15 protein-coding genes are annotated in these 16,077 nt (G+C 38.9%); 13 read left to right on the top strand and 2 right to left on the bottom strand.

Going from position 1 to position 16,077, the window contains the following annotated elements:
* The first annotated feature begins 20 nt into the window (after window positions 1-20).
* A complete protein-coding gene (glmM, locus tag IGL15_RS08230; RefSeq protein ID WP_002287824.1) occupies window positions 21-1,376 on the top strand; it encodes a phosphoglucosamine mutase in 1,356 nt (451 codons plus the stop codon).
* Window positions 1,377-1,447: 71 nt separating this feature from the next.
* Here glmM and glmS read toward each other — a convergent pair whose 3' ends face one another.
* On the bottom strand, window positions 1,448-3,253 hold the full coding sequence (glmS, locus tag IGL15_RS08225) for a glutamine--fructose-6-phosphate transaminase (isomerizing) (protein ID WP_002323144.1): 1,806 nt from the start codon (window positions 3,251-3,253) through the stop codon (window positions 1,448-1,450).
* Between the two features lie 409 nt (window positions 3,254-3,662).
* On the opposite strand from glmS, the gene IGL15_RS08220 reads away from it, so the two are divergent.
* The 7 genes from IGL15_RS08220 to yihA all read left to right on the top strand — a co-directional run bounded on the left by IGL15_RS08220 (window position 3,663) and on the right by yihA (window position 10,352).
* Window positions 3,663-3,953 (top strand): hypothetical protein, encoded by a 291-nt coding sequence (locus IGL15_RS08220; RefSeq protein ID WP_104765486.1) that lies wholly within the window; start codon window positions 3,663-3,665, stop codon window positions 3,951-3,953.
* Window positions 3,954-3,965: 12 nt separating this feature from the next.
* Window positions 3,966-4,991 carry a signal peptide peptidase SppA gene (sppA, locus tag IGL15_RS08215; protein ID WP_002323142.1) on the top strand — a complete coding sequence of 342 codons (1,026 nt, stop codon included), beginning with the start codon at window positions 3,966-3,968 and terminating at the stop codon, window positions 4,989-4,991.
* A gap of 2 nt (window positions 4,992-4,993) precedes the next feature.
* Entirely contained in the window at window positions 4,994-5,653 is a 660-nt protein-coding gene (locus IGL15_RS08210) for an RDD family protein (protein WP_002323141.1), read from the top strand.
* Window positions 5,654-5,809: 156 nt separating this feature from the next.
* A complete protein-coding gene (locus tag IGL15_RS08205) occupies window positions 5,810-6,742 on the top strand; it encodes a hypothetical protein (RefSeq protein WP_002323140.1) in 933 nt (310 codons plus the stop codon).
* A gap of 153 nt (window positions 6,743-6,895) precedes the next feature.
* Entirely contained in the window at window positions 6,896-8,185 is a 1,290-nt protein-coding gene (tig, locus tag IGL15_RS08200; RefSeq protein WP_002292069.1) for a trigger factor, read from the top strand.
* 246 nt (window positions 8,186-8,431) lie between these two features.
* Window positions 8,432-9,682, top strand: a complete 1,251-nt coding sequence (gene clpX / locus IGL15_RS08195; protein WP_002294425.1) for an ATP-dependent Clp protease ATP-binding subunit ClpX — start codon at window positions 8,432-8,434, stop codon at window positions 9,680-9,682.
* A gap of 82 nt (window positions 9,683-9,764) precedes the next feature.
* Complete coding sequence (gene yihA / locus IGL15_RS08190; protein WP_002288491.1) at window positions 9,765-10,352, top strand: ribosome biogenesis GTP-binding protein YihA/YsxC; 588 nt, start codon at window positions 9,765-9,767, stop codon at window positions 10,350-10,352.
* Between the two features lie 73 nt (window positions 10,353-10,425).
* Here the strand turns inward: yihA and IGL15_RS08185 are convergent, their stop codons facing one another.
* A complete protein-coding gene (locus tag IGL15_RS08185; RefSeq protein ID WP_002288488.1) occupies window positions 10,426-10,581 on the bottom strand; it encodes an SPJ_0845 family protein in 156 nt (51 codons plus the stop codon).
* 135 nt (window positions 10,582-10,716) lie between these two features.
* Here IGL15_RS08185 and IGL15_RS08180 point away from each other — a divergent pair, with 135 nt between their 5' ends.
* The 5 genes from IGL15_RS08180 (at window position 10,717) to IGL15_RS08160 (ending at window position 16,034) form a co-directional block, all read left to right on the top strand.
* Window positions 10,717-12,045 carry a hypothetical protein gene (locus tag IGL15_RS08180; RefSeq protein WP_002288487.1) on the top strand — a complete coding sequence of 443 codons (1,329 nt, stop codon included), beginning with the start codon at window positions 10,717-10,719 and terminating at the stop codon, window positions 12,043-12,045.
* Window positions 12,046-12,055: 10 nt separating this feature from the next.
* On the top strand, window positions 12,056-12,274 hold the full coding sequence (locus IGL15_RS08175) for a hypothetical protein (protein ID WP_104765485.1): 219 nt from the start codon (window positions 12,056-12,058) through the stop codon (window positions 12,272-12,274).
* Window positions 12,275-12,421: 147 nt separating this feature from the next.
* Window positions 12,422-13,174 (top strand): DeoR/GlpR family DNA-binding transcription regulator, encoded by a 753-nt coding sequence (locus tag IGL15_RS08170; protein ID WP_002288485.1) that lies wholly within the window; start codon window positions 12,422-12,424, stop codon window positions 13,172-13,174.
* Window positions 13,171-14,085 carry a 1-phosphofructokinase gene (gene pfkB / locus IGL15_RS08165; RefSeq protein ID WP_002288484.1) on the top strand — a complete coding sequence of 305 codons (915 nt, stop codon included), beginning with the start codon at window positions 13,171-13,173 and terminating at the stop codon, window positions 14,083-14,085. The genes IGL15_RS08170 and pfkB overlap by 4 nt, the downstream gene beginning before the upstream one ends.
* Before the next feature lie 17 nt (window positions 14,086-14,102).
* On the top strand, window positions 14,103-16,034 hold the full coding sequence (locus tag IGL15_RS08160; protein WP_002323114.1) for a PTS fructose transporter subunit IIABC: 1,932 nt from the start codon (window positions 14,103-14,105) through the stop codon (window positions 16,032-16,034).
* Window positions 16,035-16,077 lie beyond the last annotated feature (43 nt).

The following is a 16,077-nucleotide window of genomic DNA, read 5'->3' as shown; positions in this document are numbered from 1 at the left end:
AAAGGAGTAATTTTACAACTATGGGTAAATATTTTGGAACAGACGGCGTACGCGGTGAAGCCAACAAGGAACTTACGCCAGAACTTGCATTTAAGCTGGGACGGTGCGGAGGTTATGTCCTAAGCCAGCATGAAGAAGAAGGAAAACGCCCACGCGTGTTAGTAGGGCGGGATACAAGAATCTCAGGTCAAATGTTAGAAGAAGCGCTGATTTCAGGACTTTTATCGGTGGGTATCGAAGTGTTCCAGCTAGGTGTGATCTCTACACCAGGTGTTGCTTATCTGACACGTTTGCAAAAAGCAAGCGCAGGGGTCATGATTTCTGCTTCTCATAATCCAGCACAAGATAATGGAATCAAATTTTTCGGTGCAGATGGTTTTAAACTAGTAGATGACCAAGAGCTAGAAATTGAAGCATTATTAGATGCTGAAGTGGATGAATTGCCTCGTCCATCAGCTGAAGGATTGGGAACTGTAGAAGAATTTCCAGAAGGCTTATTGAAATATTCTCAATTCCTTGTACAAACGATCAACGGTGACCTTTCCGGTTTGACCATTTGTGTCGATGCAGCAAACGGAGCAACTTCAACAAGTGTTAATCGTTTGTTTGCCGATCTTGAAACAGATTTTTATACCATGGGCACAAATCCAGACGGGTTAAATATCAATGATGGCGTAGGCTCTACCCATCCAGAACGTTTAGCTGAGATGGTCGTTGAAAAAGGAGCAGATGCTGGACTAGCTTTCGATGGCGATGGCGATCGTATTATTGCGGTGGATGAACTTGGAAACATTGTCGACGGTGATAAAATCATGTTTATCTGTGCTAAATACTTGGCAGAAAAAAATCGATTGAAAAAAGATACGATCGTTACGACTGTCATGAGTAACTTAGGATTCCACAAAGCGGTGGAAGGAATCGGTTTGAAAGATGTCGTTACACAAGTTGGTGATCGTTACGTTGTAGAAGAAATGCGCAAAAACGATTATAACTTTGGCGGCGAGCAGTCTGGGCACATGATTTTCTTAGATTTTAACACAACTGGAGATGGGATGCTTTCAGGAATTCAGTTACTGAATATCATGAAACAGACAGGTAAGAAATTATCAGAGCTTGCAGCAGAGGTAACAATCTATCCGCAAAAATTAGTGAATATCCGCGTAAGTGATAAAAACGGTGCGATGGATGTTCCGGCAATCAAAAAAGTGATTGAAGAGGCAGAAGCTGAAATGGGATCAGAAGGAAGAATCCTAGTTCGTCCTTCCGGTACAGAACCATTACTTCGAGTGATGGCAGAAGCGCCTACTGATGAGAAAGTTAATTACTATGTCGATAAAATCGCGGCAGTAGTCAAAGAAGAAATCGGACTGGATTAAGAGATATTTTCATAAAAAATAAAAGAACAAGGACCAGTGTCAGATGTCTGACACTGGTCCTTGTTCTTTTATTATTCTACTGTCACTGATTTCGCTAAATTACGTGGTTTGTCAACGTCGAATCCCCGTAATAGCGTTGCGTAATATGCAAGTAATTGAGTCGGTACGACTGTGGTTAGAGTAGTTAGATAAGGGTGGACAGTTGGTAGCACCAGCTGGTCACTTTCCTTTTCTAATCCCTCTGAGACAATAACTAGTGTTTTAGCGCCACGGCTTTCGACTTCTTTCAGGTTTCCTCGAGTATGCGCACCAGTCACTTCTTCACTGATGATTCCGATCACTGGTGTTCCTTCTTCGATCAAAGCAATCGTTCCATGTTTCAATTCGCCAGCGGCAAAACCTTCTGCCTGGATATAACTGATTTCTTTCAATTTCAAAGCAGCTTCAAGAGAAACGTTGTAGTCAGCGCCACGTCCAATGTAAAAGGCATTTCTTGTATCGCTGAGATATACTTCTGCCAACTCTTCTAAATAATCTTTTTGGGCGATGACCGATTCCATCGCATTAGCAACTAAACTCAATTCATGAGTGATATCGAATACAAGAGAAGTTTCAAATTCTTTTTTATCACCGATAGCTTTGGCTAATAAAGTTAGTACAGCTATTTGTGCAGTATAAGCTTTCGTTGATGCTACTGCGATTTCGGGTCCAGCATGCAATAGCAGTGTAAAGGATGCTTCCCGCGAAAGAGTAGAACCAGCAACATTTGTAATCGTAAGTGAAGGGTAGCCGAGACGGTTGATTTTTACCAGAACTTGGCGGCTATCTGCTGTTTCGCCACTTTGACTCAAGAAAATAAAGAATGGTTTTTTTGAAAGAAGAGGTGTGTTATAGCCAAATTCACTGGCTAAATGAACCTCAACAGGGATCTGTGTCAATTTTTCCAAAGTCTGTTTACCTGCTAACCCCGCATGGTAACTAGTTCCGCAAGCAACGATATAGATTCGATCGCTATCAGACAATGTATCGACCAGCTTTTGATCAAGAGAGACACGATTGTCTTCTGTTACGTATTTTTGAGCGATACGACGCATGATAATAGGCTGTTCGTCGATTTCTTTCAGCATATAAAAAGGATAGGTACCTTTCTCGATATCTGAAGAATCTACTTGTGCTTCGAATGAAGAACGTTCTACGATGTCACCTGCAAAATTTTGAATAATAACTTTTTCTGATGTGACGGTAACCATCTCTTCATCTTCAATCTCAACGAATTCCTTCGTATGAGCAAGCATAGCCATTGCATCGCTGGCAATCACATTGAATCCATCGCCGAGTCCGATTAATAGTGGACTTTTATTTTTAGCGACGTAAATAACATCAGGTGCTGTCCGATCAATCAAAGCGAAAGCGTAAGAACCTTTGATGACCCGCAAAGCTTTTAAAAACGCCTCTTGCGTTGTAGTATCCTTCGCGAAAGTTTCAATTAGATGAGCGATAATCTCAGTATCGGTCTCACCAATAAAGTGGTCATTTGCTAAATAAGCAATTTTAAGTTCTTCAAAGTTTTCGATTACGCCATTGTGAACGAGCACGAAGCGTCCACTTTGGGAAGTATGTGGATGGGCGTTTTCTTCAGAAGGTTGCCCGTGAGTTGCCCAGCGTGTATGACCAATACCTATATTTCCTGTAGTATCAATATTTATTTTGTTTTTCAAATTTTGAATTCTGCCTTGTGCTTTGACCAGATAATCAGTTGTGCCATCTGAGACAAAGATACCAGCTGAATCATAACCACGGTATTCTAATTTCTCTAGACCGTCAATCAATCCTGGTGTTACATTTTTTAATCCAATCATTCCAACAATTCCGCACATAAAAAACATCCTACTTTCTATAATGAATTCGTATGAATGCTTCCAGCTGCAGGAAAATCCTTTTGTTTTATCTTTGCAGATATTTTTTGTGGATTTTCTGTAGAGTGCAGTCCCTAGGGCCATCCGCCGAATCTTTCGATAAACCCTCTCCTCGTCATCTGTTTACACAGACCTGGCGCTATCCTAAAAGGTATAACTATCCTCCTCTTTTGTTTTTTATCTGGAAACATTTAAAATCATAACCTTTTGCGAATGTTCTTGTCAACAAAAAAAGAATAAAAAATAAATTGGTATATATCAAATGCTTTGTCAAATGCTCTTTTTATGTCAAAAAATAATGGGTTTTTATCTATCATCTTTTTCAGGAGTTCGGTACAATAGAAAGTAATCGGATAGAGGAGGAGTAAAAATGGATTCAAAAATTGAGATCATGACACTGGGAATGTTAAAAAAACAATTGTCCAAATTCGAAGCATCAGCTGGTGTATCAGATGATACGAAAATATTTTTAGATACTGGCTGGGATAGCATCCAAGAAATCGCACCTGATGCCTTGGAAGTTGCTCAAGCTCGTGAGTTTACGGTAGAAGATGAATTGACAAAAGAGTCGTTTTCCGGGTATGCGCGGGAAGAAAAACCAGAGCGGTTCGACACTTCTGAGCAGTCAGAAACTGTGATCGTCATAAAAAACTTGTATTAGAAAGGAGAAAGAATGAATAAGAGACGTTGGGCAGCAGTTCTGATTGCTGCAGGATTATTTGTGGTTTCGTTAGTTTCAGCTAGTTTGACTAAGCCTCAGGAAAACGATCAAATTGAGGGATTGAACAGTTGGTTATATGGGGATGAAGAACTAGCTTCAAATGTGTTGGAAGAGGGAGACAGTACGCAAAAAATCGTAAAATTATCAGTAGATGGAACGATTGCTGCGGGAGGGTCTTCAGGTTTATTTGCTTCTGAAGGTTACAATCATAAAAATTTTATGGAACAACTGAAGGCGATTGAAGAAGATCCAACAGTCAAAGGTATCTTTTTAGAAGTAAATTCTCCTGGTGGCGGTGTCTACGAAAGTGCGGAAATCGCTAAGAAATTGGATACGATTCGTAAAGAACATGATATCCCAATGTATGTCAGCATGAAAAACATGGCAGCTAGCGGTGGCTACTATATTTCTGCTCAAGCAGATAAAATCTTTGCAACAGAAGAAACAGTGACCGGCTCAATTGGTGTGATCATGTCAGGATTGAATTATTCAGGACTTCTAGAAAAACTGGGTGTGGAAGATACAACAGTTAAAAGCGGAGCGTTGAAAGATATGGGTTCAGGAACGCGACCAGAGACAAAAGAAGAAGAAGCGGTGCTTCAAGCATATATCGACAGCGCATATAGTCGTTTTGTAGCAATCGTCAGCGAGGGACGGAATAAATCTGAAGAAGAAGTCAAAAAAATTGCTGATGGAAGGATTTATGATGGTGTCCAAGCAAAAGAAGTAGGTTTAGTCGATGAATTGGGATTTCCTGAAGATGCTTTAAAAGCTATGCGAAAGGAACAACAGCTTGAAGATGCGGAACTAGTAGAATATTCTTCCACGCCATCTGGGTTTGCTAGTACATGGTTAGGAAGTAAACTAGCAGAATTCCAGGGATTGAAGCCTTCTGAGACTAGTCAGATCTTATCCGTTCTTGAGAATCTAGGGACAGCGGAATCACCAAAAGCAATGTATTATTACGGAGGTGAGTAAGCATGTCAGAGCTTTCAAATGAAAATAAGGAACAAGAAAAAGATAAGCAACAGCAGCCTGCTGTAGGACCTGACTCCAACTTTTCCCAAAAGGTACTGAGCTCTTTTGAAAGAGAGCCTTTGACGCCCGAAGAAATCAAAAAGAAACAACGTAAATGGAAAAAGTATACGGACACAAGAAATGAACCGCCAAAAGCAAATGATTTTCCTAAGTATTTCTATGCAGGTTTTTTTATCCGAATGTTTGCTTTCTTGGTCGATCTTTTGTGTATCGGAGCTATTACGCGTTTAACACTTGGTATTGCCAAAAATCTAGGTTGGCTTAATTTTTCAGATTCTTATCTGAGTATCTACGGATTCACAGCCTTACTTATTTATCTAGCGTATTTTATTTTATTGACGAAATTCAATCATGGTCAAACGATTGGGAAAATGATCTTTGGTATTCGAGTCATCAGCTTTGATGAAGAAGAACTTAGCTGGTCAACCGTTTTAGTTAGAGAAGGTGCTTGCCGGTTCATTCTAAAATTTCCTTTGCTGATGTTAGGGTATCTTCCAGCAATCTTTAATCAGAAAAAGCAACATCTAGGCGATTTTTTCACTAATACAAGTGTTGTTACGATCAATCTGATCAAAGCATTCAACCAGGAAGTCAACAGCTGATGAGCAATAAAAAGCAGTAACAGTTGAAAGCACCTTCTAAAAGTCAGATCTAAAATCTAGCTTTTAGAGGGTGCTTCAGTTATTTTTAATTGTCATGCTTTTTTTGTTTTGCTACTATTGAACATGAGCTGAACATGAGCAAGAGGAGGACACTGCGTGAAGCCGATTGATTTTCCAGAAAAATATGAGAATTTAATGCGAGTAGCACAACAAGCACTAGCAAACCAGCAATATCAGCAGGCAAAAGAATTATTTCAACGAGCTTACGAGTTGAAAGAAAGCTTTGAGGCTAATAGCCTGCTTGTTTTTTGTCTTTACGAGTTGGACGAGAAAAAAGAAGCATTGAAGCAAGCACTCTTGCATGAAAAACAGTATCTTCAAAATGAGGAGTTTGCTGAATTTTATTTTGACTTGTTAATCAGTACACAAGATTTTTTATATGCTAGAAAATTGATAGCAAGTACAGATTTTTATGAAGCTTTCGAGCAGCGGGTCATTGAAAAAATCCAATTTGCAGAAGAATTATCCGGACAAATGGAGAGGCAGAAGATCAAGGCACTCCACAATAAATCGGAGGAACTTCCTTCGTTGGAACCTGCACGTCAGCTTGCGTCTATTGATGAGATCGAACAGCTTCCTTATCATGAGTTTATCCAAACAGCGAGTAAACTTATTGTATCGCCAGAGGTCCATATTTTAGCAAGGGCAAAATTACTGGAGACACTTAGGCAATTGAACGAATGCCATCCTGTTTTCTATTTGACGATTGAAGAAAAGTTAGTCAAAGTCATACCAAAAGATCTGCCAAAGCCGCAGCAGCAGGCAAGTTACCAGCAATTATGTGTATTTTCAGATCGTTACGGTAATGAAGATGCGCTGCTTAGTTCCGTGTTAAATGAAGAATTCACGTTGCAATCTGCAATTGTTTATCCTGTCTATGATACATACATCGAAGACCCGAAGCGCTGGTTTCAACTGACTGTAGAGGCGTGTACAGGAAAAACGATGTATGAAGGTACAGAAGATGAAAAACAAGATTTTTTAAAAAAAAGAGAAAAAATTTTGCAGCAAATGATCTTCTTCCATTAGATTTTATCAGTGAAAAAGATAAAAATGTTATGAAAAACAAGGATTCTATCCATTCAATATGTTTACAATTTGAAAGGGTTAGTGTACTATTTAAAGGTATGCATGAAACGTTTTTGATGTATAAAATGAATTTCTAAACTCGGAGGGAATTAAATGACTGCAACATTTGAAAAAAAAGGCACGAATGATGGTGTTTTAAAATTTACGATTGCGCAAGACGAAATCCAAAAAGGATTAACAACTGCGTTTAATAAAGTGAAAAAAAGCTTGAACGTACCTGGATTCCGTAAAGGGAAAGTTTCTCGTCAAGTATTCAACCGTATGTACGGTGAAGAAGCTTTATATGAAGATGCATTGAATGCTGTATTACCAGAAGCTTATGAAGCTGCTGTCAAAGAAGCTGGCATCGATCCTGTTTCTCAACCAAAAATCGATGTTGAAAGCATGGAAAAAGGTCAAGACTGGGTAATCACTGCTGAAGTAACAGTGAAACCAGAAGTAAAATTAGGACAATATAAAGATCTAGTTGTTGAAAAACAAGACCGTGAAGTAACAGATGCTGACGTGGATGCACGTATCAAACGTGAACAAGAAGCACAAGCTGAATTAGTTATCAAAGAAGATGCTGCAGCTGAAAATGGCGATACAGTAGTAATCGACTTCGAAGGCTTTGTAGATGGCGAAGCGTTTGATGGCGGAAAAGGCGAAAATTACTCACTTGAATTAGGTTCAGGCTCATTCATTCCAGGTTTTGAAGATCAATTAGTTGGTCATAAATCAGGTGAAAGTCTAGATGTAAATGTAACTTTCCCAGAAGATTATCAAGCAGAAGATCTTGCTGGAAAAGAAGCAGTCTTCAAAGTGACAATCCATGAAGTAAAAGCAAAAGAAGTGCCTGAATTAGATGACGAATTCGCAAAAGATGTTGATGACGAAGTATCAACATTAGACGAATTGAAAGAAAAATATCGCAAAGAATTAGTAGAAACAAAAGAAAAAGCAGCGGACGATGCAAAAGATGAAGCAGCGATCCGTATGGCTGTTGAAAACGCAGAAATCGTTGAATTGCCACACGTGATGGTTCATGATGAAGTACATCGTTCAATGGACGAATTCTTGAACAACATGCAACGTCAAGGTATCTCTCCTGAAATGTACTATCAATTAACTGGTTCTACAGAAGAAGACTTGCATAAACAATTCGAAGGTGAAGCAGAAATGCGCACAAGAACAAATCTTGTGATCGAAGCAATTGCAGCTGCTGAAAATCTTCAAGCAACAGAAGAAGAAATCAATGCAGAAATCCAAGAATTATCAGAAACATACAACATGCCAATCGAACAAATCAAACGCGTGTTGACAGAAGATATGCTGGAACATGATGTGACAATGAAAAAAGCAATCGAATTGATCACAGGTACAGCGACAGAAGCGAAAGAATAGAAATCAAGTAATAAATCATTTCTGAAGAAGCTACTTCTAGAAAATTGTTTATTCGAAATAAGGGACTGTGACACGATTTTGTCACAGTTCCTTATTTTTTGTTAAGAGTAAAAAATGCAAAGGTATAGGTCAGTTGATCCTTTGTTAAACACTTTTTCTTTTTACTAAACTATGTTATGATAGTAAAAGACTGTAAAGTCTTTGATAGTTTCTTGCATACTTTTTGCAAGTTAAGGGGTGAAGACCATGTATGACAATCCAAGTAGCAATGAGACCGTACGCTGTTCTTTTTGCGGGAAAACCCAAGAAGAAGTGAAAAAGATCGTAGCTGGTCCAGGGGTCTACATCTGTAATGAATGTATCGACCTATGTAAAGAAATCATTGATGAAGAATTTTATGAAGAAGCTGTACGCGAATTCACTGAAGTCCCTAAACCACTAGAAATTCTTGAAGTATTGAATAACTACGTGATTGGACAAGATCGCGCAAAACGCTCGTTAGCTGTTGCCGTATACAATCACTATAAACGTGTCAATCAGCAAGCACAAGAAAACACAGATGATGTTGAACTGCAAAAAAGCAATATCTGCTTGATCGGACCTACAGGGTCTGGTAAAACATTTTTAGCACAAACATTAGCAAAAACATTGAATGTACCTTTTGCAATCGCAGATGCGACAAGTTTGACAGAAGCTGGTTATGTGGGGGAAGATGTAGAAAACATTTTGCTTAAATTGCTTCAATCTGCTGATTACAATGTGGAACGTGCAGAAAAAGGGATCATCTATATTGATGAGATCGATAAAATTGCGCGTAAAAGCGAAAATGTATCTATTACTCGTGACGTTTCCGGCGAAGGTGTCCAACAAGCCTTGCTGAAAATTCTAGAAGGAACTGTTGCAAGCGTGCCACCTCAGGGAGGACGTAAACATCCACATCAAGAATTTATTCAGATTGATACGACGAACATATTGTTCATCGTAGGTGGTGCATTTGATGGCATCGAAACGATTGTGAAGAATCGTATGGGCGAAAAGACGATTGGATTTGGTACACAAAACCAAAAACTTTCTGAAGACGAAAGTGTCATGCAGCATATCATTCCTGAAGATTTACTAAAATTCGGATTGATCCCTGAGTTTATCGGACGATTACCTGTTATGGCAGCTTTAGAGAAATTGACAACAGATGATCTGGTACGGATCTTGACTGAGCCGAAAAATGCGCTAGTCAAACAATATCAAAAACTTCTTTCTCTAGATAATACCGAACTTGAATTCGAACCTGAAGCGTTGAGAGCCATTGCGAAAAAAGCAATCGAACGCAATACCGGTGCTCGAGGACTTCGTTCCATCATTGAAGAAATCATGATGGATGTGATGTTTGATATCCCTTCAAATGAAAACATCGAAAAAGTGATTATCACAAAAGAAGCAGCTGAATTGTCTGGTGAGCCAACAGTAATCTATAAAGATTCAGAGAAAAAAGCGGGTTGATGAAAAGAGGCTGCCGTAAAAGTCATTTTGGCTTTTGCGACAGCCGCTTGCTTTATTCATCACCTTGTTAAGGAGAGAGACCATGAAAGTCCATCAAGCTGAAATTATCATAAGTGCAGTGGCACCAAAACAATATCCAGATACACAATTGCCAGAAATAGCTCTGGCAGGACGATCAAATGTAGGGAAATCTTCTTTTATCAACACATTGATTGATCGAAAGAATTTAGCCCGTACTTCCGGTAAGCCAGGAAAGACCCAGACATTGAATTTTTATTTGATCGAGAACGCATTACATTTTGTCGATGTTCCGGGATATGGGTATGCAAAAGTATCCAAAACTGAGCGAGCAAAATGGGGAAAGATGATCGAGACATATTTAACGACTAGAGACCAGCTACGTGCGGTCGTTTCTTTAGTAGATTTGCGTCATAAGCCTTCTCAAGAAGATATCCAGATGTATCAATTTTTGAAGTATTATGATATCCCTGTAATTGTTGTTGCCACTAAGGCAGATAAGATCCCTCGTGGTAAATGGAACAAGCATGAGAGCGAAATCAAAAAAGCGTTGGATTTTGATCGCAATGACACGTTTATTCTCTTTTCTTCCGTTACAAAACAGGGAAAAGAAGAAGCGTGGGCAGCAATCGAACAAGCAATTGAATCATAAAAAGAATAAAAAAGACTTACCAGTCAAACTCTTTCATAAAAGTTTGGCTGGTAAGTCTTTTTTTGAGCTTAACTTACTTTTGTTTCTTGTCTTTTTTCTTTTCATTTTGTGGCTGTGGTTTTAGAAATCGATCGATCTCTTCTTTTGGTGCAACTGTTTTTTCCGGATCGACAGCAAATGATTCGAAAAGTTTATCTAAATTATCTGTACGTTCAAATTTCAACCCCATTGTAAACACCTCTTTGCTTCTTTTTGCTTAGTCTATCATGTAATCGTCCAAATTGGTTTCTAAGACATAAAGTTTTAGTTTTTCTTTATCATTGGTTATAATTAAATTATAAAAAGATTTGAAAGAGGTGAGAAAATGATTGGCGAAGATAAATTATTGATGACTATCCAGCTCACAGACTTAAATGAAGAAGAAAAAAAACAGGAAATAAGCGATTGGGCTATTTTGACACGTCTGTTGATCCAGCCAACATTTATCCGCTCTTTCACACAACAAGCGGATCCGTATGATCTTCGAAAGCTTCAAGAAAAAATAATGCTAGCATCGGTAAGAGACGAAAGTTGGTTAGTTGTAGGAAATGACGAGAACGAATGTAGTTTTCGCTTGGAAGATAATCAATTATTGATAAAAAATGTATTGTCTATCTCTGTTTTCAAAGAAAAGCAATTTTTGATTCGAGACTTCATTCAGAAAAAAATGATTGCTCATGGGGTGTTCGCCTATATGCGAGCTTATAGCGAGTTTATCTATCACAATACAAAACAGATCTCTCAACGGCTATTGTTTGAGAAAAAGGATGAAATCGAACATTTACCTAAAATGAAACAACAAAACGGGGAAGTAGTAGTCGATTGCAACCAATTTCCAGGATACGATCTTTTTTACCAAGGTTTATGTTTCACTTCGTGTTGGGAAATGTATTATAGTCGCTATTATCATCAAATCATCCCTAAACCGATTTTTCTCGACATCCAACAAGTAGAAAAAGTGAAGGAATTAGAAAACGAAGTCATATGTATCCAGCTTTATCGAGACCCCTTTAACTGGCAAAAGCCAAACAATCAAATGTTTCAATCCTATTTTAGGGACCAGCTTGGGTTTGATCATCTTGCTTGGGACAATGGTGTCGGTTTATTGAAACCGCCATTCGTTGAATACATTTACACTGACCATACGATCCAATCTGTCCAGTATCAGAATGCACAAATGCAACCTGTTCCTAAAAAGAATGCTTCATTTTTTGTAACAAAAAGTTATGATATTCAACAAGGAGATTATAAAGAAAGGCGTGTTCGCGGAACACTAAATGCTCAGGCGTATTTTCCTTGGGTTGACGAGAATCGCTCGCGCATGATGTGCTATAAAGTTATCGATCCGACTGTTGCTTTGGATAATGGAATCGAAGCTTATTGTTATTATATTAGGGAATATCTAGAAGTAGAGGTAACAGATGAAAAATATCAAGAGTATCTTTTATCCTTAAGAATCTATGTTCCTTCAGAATCCCTGTCAGAATTACCGTTAAAGGAAATCAAACATAGACTCTCTGATGTTACCTTCAAACGAATAAAGAAAAAGCGGCGAAGTATCCAATTCGATGTCAAGAAAGGTGAGCAGCATCTGCGTGTGCAATTTTTAGATTACCGAGAATTAGAACAATTGATTACTTTACAAAAAATATGAGGTGAAGAAAATGGATAAACAACTCTATTATCGAATAATGGTTCCGGCATCATTATTATCCGTCTGTCTCTTTTTTGTTCCTAATTTTCCTATTCGATCAGTCATCGGTTTTTTGGTCATGTTTGGCGGGATGGGACTTTATTATTATCTTCTTCATAAGGAAAGAAAACCTGCTTCTGTTTATATGAAAAAAACAAGAAGCGAAAATAAAAACGATAAAACGGCTTGATGATAGACAAAAAAATAAAAAACCAGTCTTTTTGACTGGTTTTTTATTTTTTTTGACTGATTTATAATTTTTATGAACGTTTTTGACTGATTTATATTGCGAGTAGAAAAAAAATATGCTATTATTTGTATTGAGGTGATCGTGAAAATGCTTACAGAGGAACGTAGACAAAAAATCCTAGACTTGCTTGAACAGCAGAAAATCGTGAAATCACAAGATCTTGTAAACCTTTTGAATGCTTCTGAATCAACGATAAGACGTGATTTACAAGAGCTGGAGAATAGTGGGTTTCTAGAAAGAGTTCATGGCGGAGCTAAGAAAGAGCAATTATTGAATTTTGAGCAGAATATGAGTGAAAAATCACTCAAAAACGTTCACGAAAAACAGCAAATCGCCAAATCGGCAGCTGAAACCATTAATGACGAAGATGTCATTTATTTAGACGCTGGCTCTACTACGTTAGAAATGATTCCTTTTCTGCAAGGAAAACAGATCACAGTAGTGACAAATTCCGTTCAACATGCGGCAAATTTAGTTGATTTGGAGCTTGCTACCATTATTTTAGGTGGAACGATAAAGCTGGCAACTAATGCTGTTTTAGGATCTAATGCGATAGAACAACTAAAAAATTTTCATTTTAATAAAGCATTTATGGGAATGAACGGTGCCCATCTTGAACAAGGATTCACGACTCCGGACCCAGAAGAGGCAGCTGTTAAACGTTTAGCCATGAAAAATTCCGAAGAGACATTTGTATTGATTGATCATACCAAATTCAACCAGTTGTCCTTCACCTCTGTTGCACCTTTGGAAGCAGCCACGATCATAACCGAGCGTTGTCCATTAGAATTCGTTAATGAATTCCGTGAAAAGACAACAATTAAGGAGGCAATACAATGATTTACACAGTAACACTTAATCCATCAATTGATTATATCGTACGCGTAGATGGGTTAAAACTAGGCGATTTGAACCGAATGAAGGAAGACTTCAAGTTACCTGGAGGAAAAGGGATCAATGTTTCCCGTATTTTGAAACGGATCGATTCTCAATCTACAGCACTAGGGTTTTTAGGAGGGTTCACTGGCGAATTTATTTCGAAGTGGCTTGAAAAAGAACAAATCCAGTCTTTGTTCACAACCGTAAAAGAAGATACAAGAATCAATATCAAACTAAAATCAGATACTGAAACTGAAATTAACGGTTTGGGCCCATCTATTTCAGATGAAGAAATCGATGAGTTGAAGCAAGCATTAGGAACAGTAGGACAAGGAGATATCGTCGTATTGTCAGGAAGCGCGCCGGCTAGCCTGCGAAAAGGATTTTATCAAGAACTGATTGATATCATTCGAGAAAAAGGTGCAGATTTCGTGATTGATACAACAGGTGATGACCTAAAAAATGCACTTGTTAAGAAACCATTGTTGATCAAACCAAACAATCACGAATTAGCTGAGCTTTACAATACAACCTTCCAATCTGTAGAAGAAATCATTCCGTATGGTAAAAAATTGCTAGCTGAAGGGGCACAGAATGTGCTGATCTCAATGGCTGGAGACGGTGCTTTGCTCTTCACGGAACAAGGAACTTATAAAACGAATGTATTAGTTCGCCCATTGAAAAATTCAGTAGGTGCAGGGGATTCAATGATTGCCGGCTTTATTGGGGCTTACAGCCGTACGAAAGATCCAATCGAAGCCTTTAAATGGGGAGTTGCTTGCGGAAGCGCAACAGCTTTTTCTGATGACTTGGCAGCTCGCGAATTGATTGATGAGTTGCTGCCAGAAGTTGAAATCACAAAAATTGATTAGTTTCAAGGAGGATAATCATGAATATCAAGGATTTAATGGTCAAAGAAGCGATGATCATGGATTTGCAAGCGACTGATAAAAAAGGCGCAATCGATGAAATGGTCCAAAAAATGTTTGATGCCGGCCGGATTTCCGATATCGAAACATATAAAGAAGGAATTCTAGCCCGCGAAGCACAAACTTCTACAGGTCTTGGTGATGGAATCGCCATGCCTCACGCGAAAAACAGTGCAGTTAAAGAAGCAACAGTTTTATTCGCAAAAAGCCAAAAAGGAGTAGATTATGAAGCCTTAGACGGACAGCCAACTTATCTGTTTTTCATGATCGCAGCTCCAGAAGGCGCAAACGACACACATTTGCAAGCATTAGCAGCACTATCTCGATTGCTGATTGACGCAGATTTCGTAGGAAAATTAAAAGAAGCAAATACACCAGAAGAAGTCCAAGACTTGTTCCAAACAGCTGAAGAGCAAAAAGAAGCAGAAGAAAAAGCAGAACAAGAAACACAAGCAGCAGAAGCTTCTGCTCATCCAGAAAGAAAATTCGTTGTAGCCGTTACAGCTTGTCCAACAGGGATCGCTCACACTTACATGGCAGAAGATGCTCTGAAGAAAAAAGCGAAAGAAATGGGTGTGGAGATCAAAGTCGAAACGAACGGTTCAGAAGGAATCAAAAACCGATTGACTGCTGAAGACATCGCCCGTGCAGAAGGTGTAATCGTTGCAGCAGACAAAAAAGTAGAGATGAATCGCTTTGACGGAAAAGAACTGATCAATCGTCCTGTCAGTGATGGTATCCGTAAACCAGAAGAGCTGATCAATCTAGCCCTTAGTGGTACTGCACCAGTATTCCATGGTGATGGAAAAGAAAGCAGTTCAGAAGAAGGAAATGCGGATGGTACTATCGGACAAAGAATCTACAAAGATTTGATGAACGGCGTATCACACATGTTACCTTTCGTTATTGGTGGAGGAATCGCTATTGCGCTTTCTTTCATGATCGACCAATTTATTGGCGTGCCACATGATCAATTATCAAATCTAGGGAATTACAATCAAGCTGCTAGCTGGTTCAACCAAATCGGACAAGCTGCATTTGGTTTCATGCTGCCGGTATTAGCAGGATTTATTGCTTCAAGTATCGGTGACCGCCCTGGTTTGATCGTTGGATTTGCTGCTGGTGCATTAGCTAATACAGGCGGTGCAGGATTCTTAGGTGCACTGATTGGTGGATTCTTAGCTGGTTATGTCATCGTATTTTTACGTAAATTATTCAAGAACTTACCAAAATCATTGGATGGAATTAAAACGATCCTCTTTTATCCAGTGTTTGGCTTACTGATTACTGGTTTCTTGATGTTGCTGGTCAATGTCCCTATGAAAGCAATCAATGATGCATTGAACGGTTTCTTGACAAGTATGAGTGGTTCGAATGCTGCTTTACTTGGTGCATTATTAGCTGGAATGATGGCGGCAGATTTAGGCGGTCCAATCAACAAAGCCGCTTATGTGTTTGGTACAGCAACTTTAGCTACGACTGTTGCAACTGGCGGAAGTGTCGTGATGGCTTCTGTTATGGCTGGAGGAATGGTACCTCCATTGGCAATTTTCGTTGCTACACGTTTGTTTAAAAATAAATTCAGCAAAACAGATCAAGATGCTGGTTTGACGAACATCGTGATGGGACTATCGTTTGTCACGGAAGGATCGATTCCATTTGCAGCAGCTGACCCGATTCGTGCCATTCCAAGTTTTATTATTGGTTCTGCTTTAACTGGCGGATTAGTCGGAGCTTTCGGGATCAAATTACTGGCTCCTCATGGCGGGATTTTCGTTGTATTCTTACTGAGTCACCCGGTCATGTATTTGGTGTTTATTGCTATCGGAGCAGTCGTATCTGGTGTGATTTATGGTTTATTGAGAAAAGCTCCTGCAGCAGCAGAAGCATAGAAATAAAAAAGAAGAGGCTGGGTTTTCCCAGTCTCTTCTTTTT

Source organism: Enterococcus sp. DIV0436a, assembly GCF_051711605.1.
In the GTDB taxonomy this organism is placed as follows: Bacteria; Bacillota; Bacilli; order Lactobacillales; family Enterococcaceae; genus Enterococcus_B; species Enterococcus_B faecium.
This window is presented reverse-complemented; position numbering and strand designations above follow the sequence as displayed.

Bases quoted from the DNA above. Each gene is read 5' to 3' on its own strand.
- glmM (WP_002287824.1), top strand. From the start codon at position 21: ATGGGTAAATATTTTGGAACAGACGGCGTACGCGGTGAAGCCAACAAG.
- glmS (WP_002323144.1), bottom strand. From the start codon at position 3,253: ATGTGCGGAATTGTTGGAATGATTGGATTAAAAAATGTAACACCAGGA.
- IGL15_RS08220 (WP_104765486.1), top strand. From the start codon at position 3,663: ATGGATTCAAAAATTGAGATCATGACACTGGGAATGTTAAAAAAACAA.
- sppA (WP_002323142.1), top strand. From the start codon at position 3,966: ATGAATAAGAGACGTTGGGCAGCAGTTCTGATTGCTGCAGGATTATTT.
- IGL15_RS08210 (WP_002323141.1), top strand. From the start codon at position 4,994: ATGTCAGAGCTTTCAAATGAAAATAAGGAACAAGAAAAAGATAAGCAA.
- tig (WP_002292069.1), top strand. From the start codon at position 6,896: ATGACTGCAACATTTGAAAAAAAAGGCACGAATGATGGTGTTTTAAAA.
- clpX (WP_002294425.1), top strand. From the start codon at position 8,432: ATGTATGACAATCCAAGTAGCAATGAGACCGTACGCTGTTCTTTTTGC.
- yihA (WP_002288491.1), top strand. From the start codon at position 9,765: ATGAAAGTCCATCAAGCTGAAATTATCATAAGTGCAGTGGCACCAAAA.
- IGL15_RS08185 (WP_002288488.1), bottom strand. From the start codon at position 10,581: ATGGGGTTGAAATTTGAACGTACAGATAATTTAGATAAACTTTTCGAA.
- IGL15_RS08180 (WP_002288487.1), top strand. From the start codon at position 10,717: ATGATTGGCGAAGATAAATTATTGATGACTATCCAGCTCACAGACTTA.
- IGL15_RS08175 (WP_104765485.1), top strand. From the start codon at position 12,056: ATGGATAAACAACTCTATTATCGAATAATGGTTCCGGCATCATTATTA.
- IGL15_RS08170 (WP_002288485.1), top strand. From the start codon at position 12,422: ATGCTTACAGAGGAACGTAGACAAAAAATCCTAGACTTGCTTGAACAG.
- pfkB (WP_002288484.1), top strand. From the start codon at position 13,171: ATGATTTACACAGTAACACTTAATCCATCAATTGATTATATCGTACGC.
- IGL15_RS08160 (WP_002323114.1), top strand. From the start codon at position 14,103: ATGAATATCAAGGATTTAATGGTCAAAGAAGCGATGATCATGGATTTG.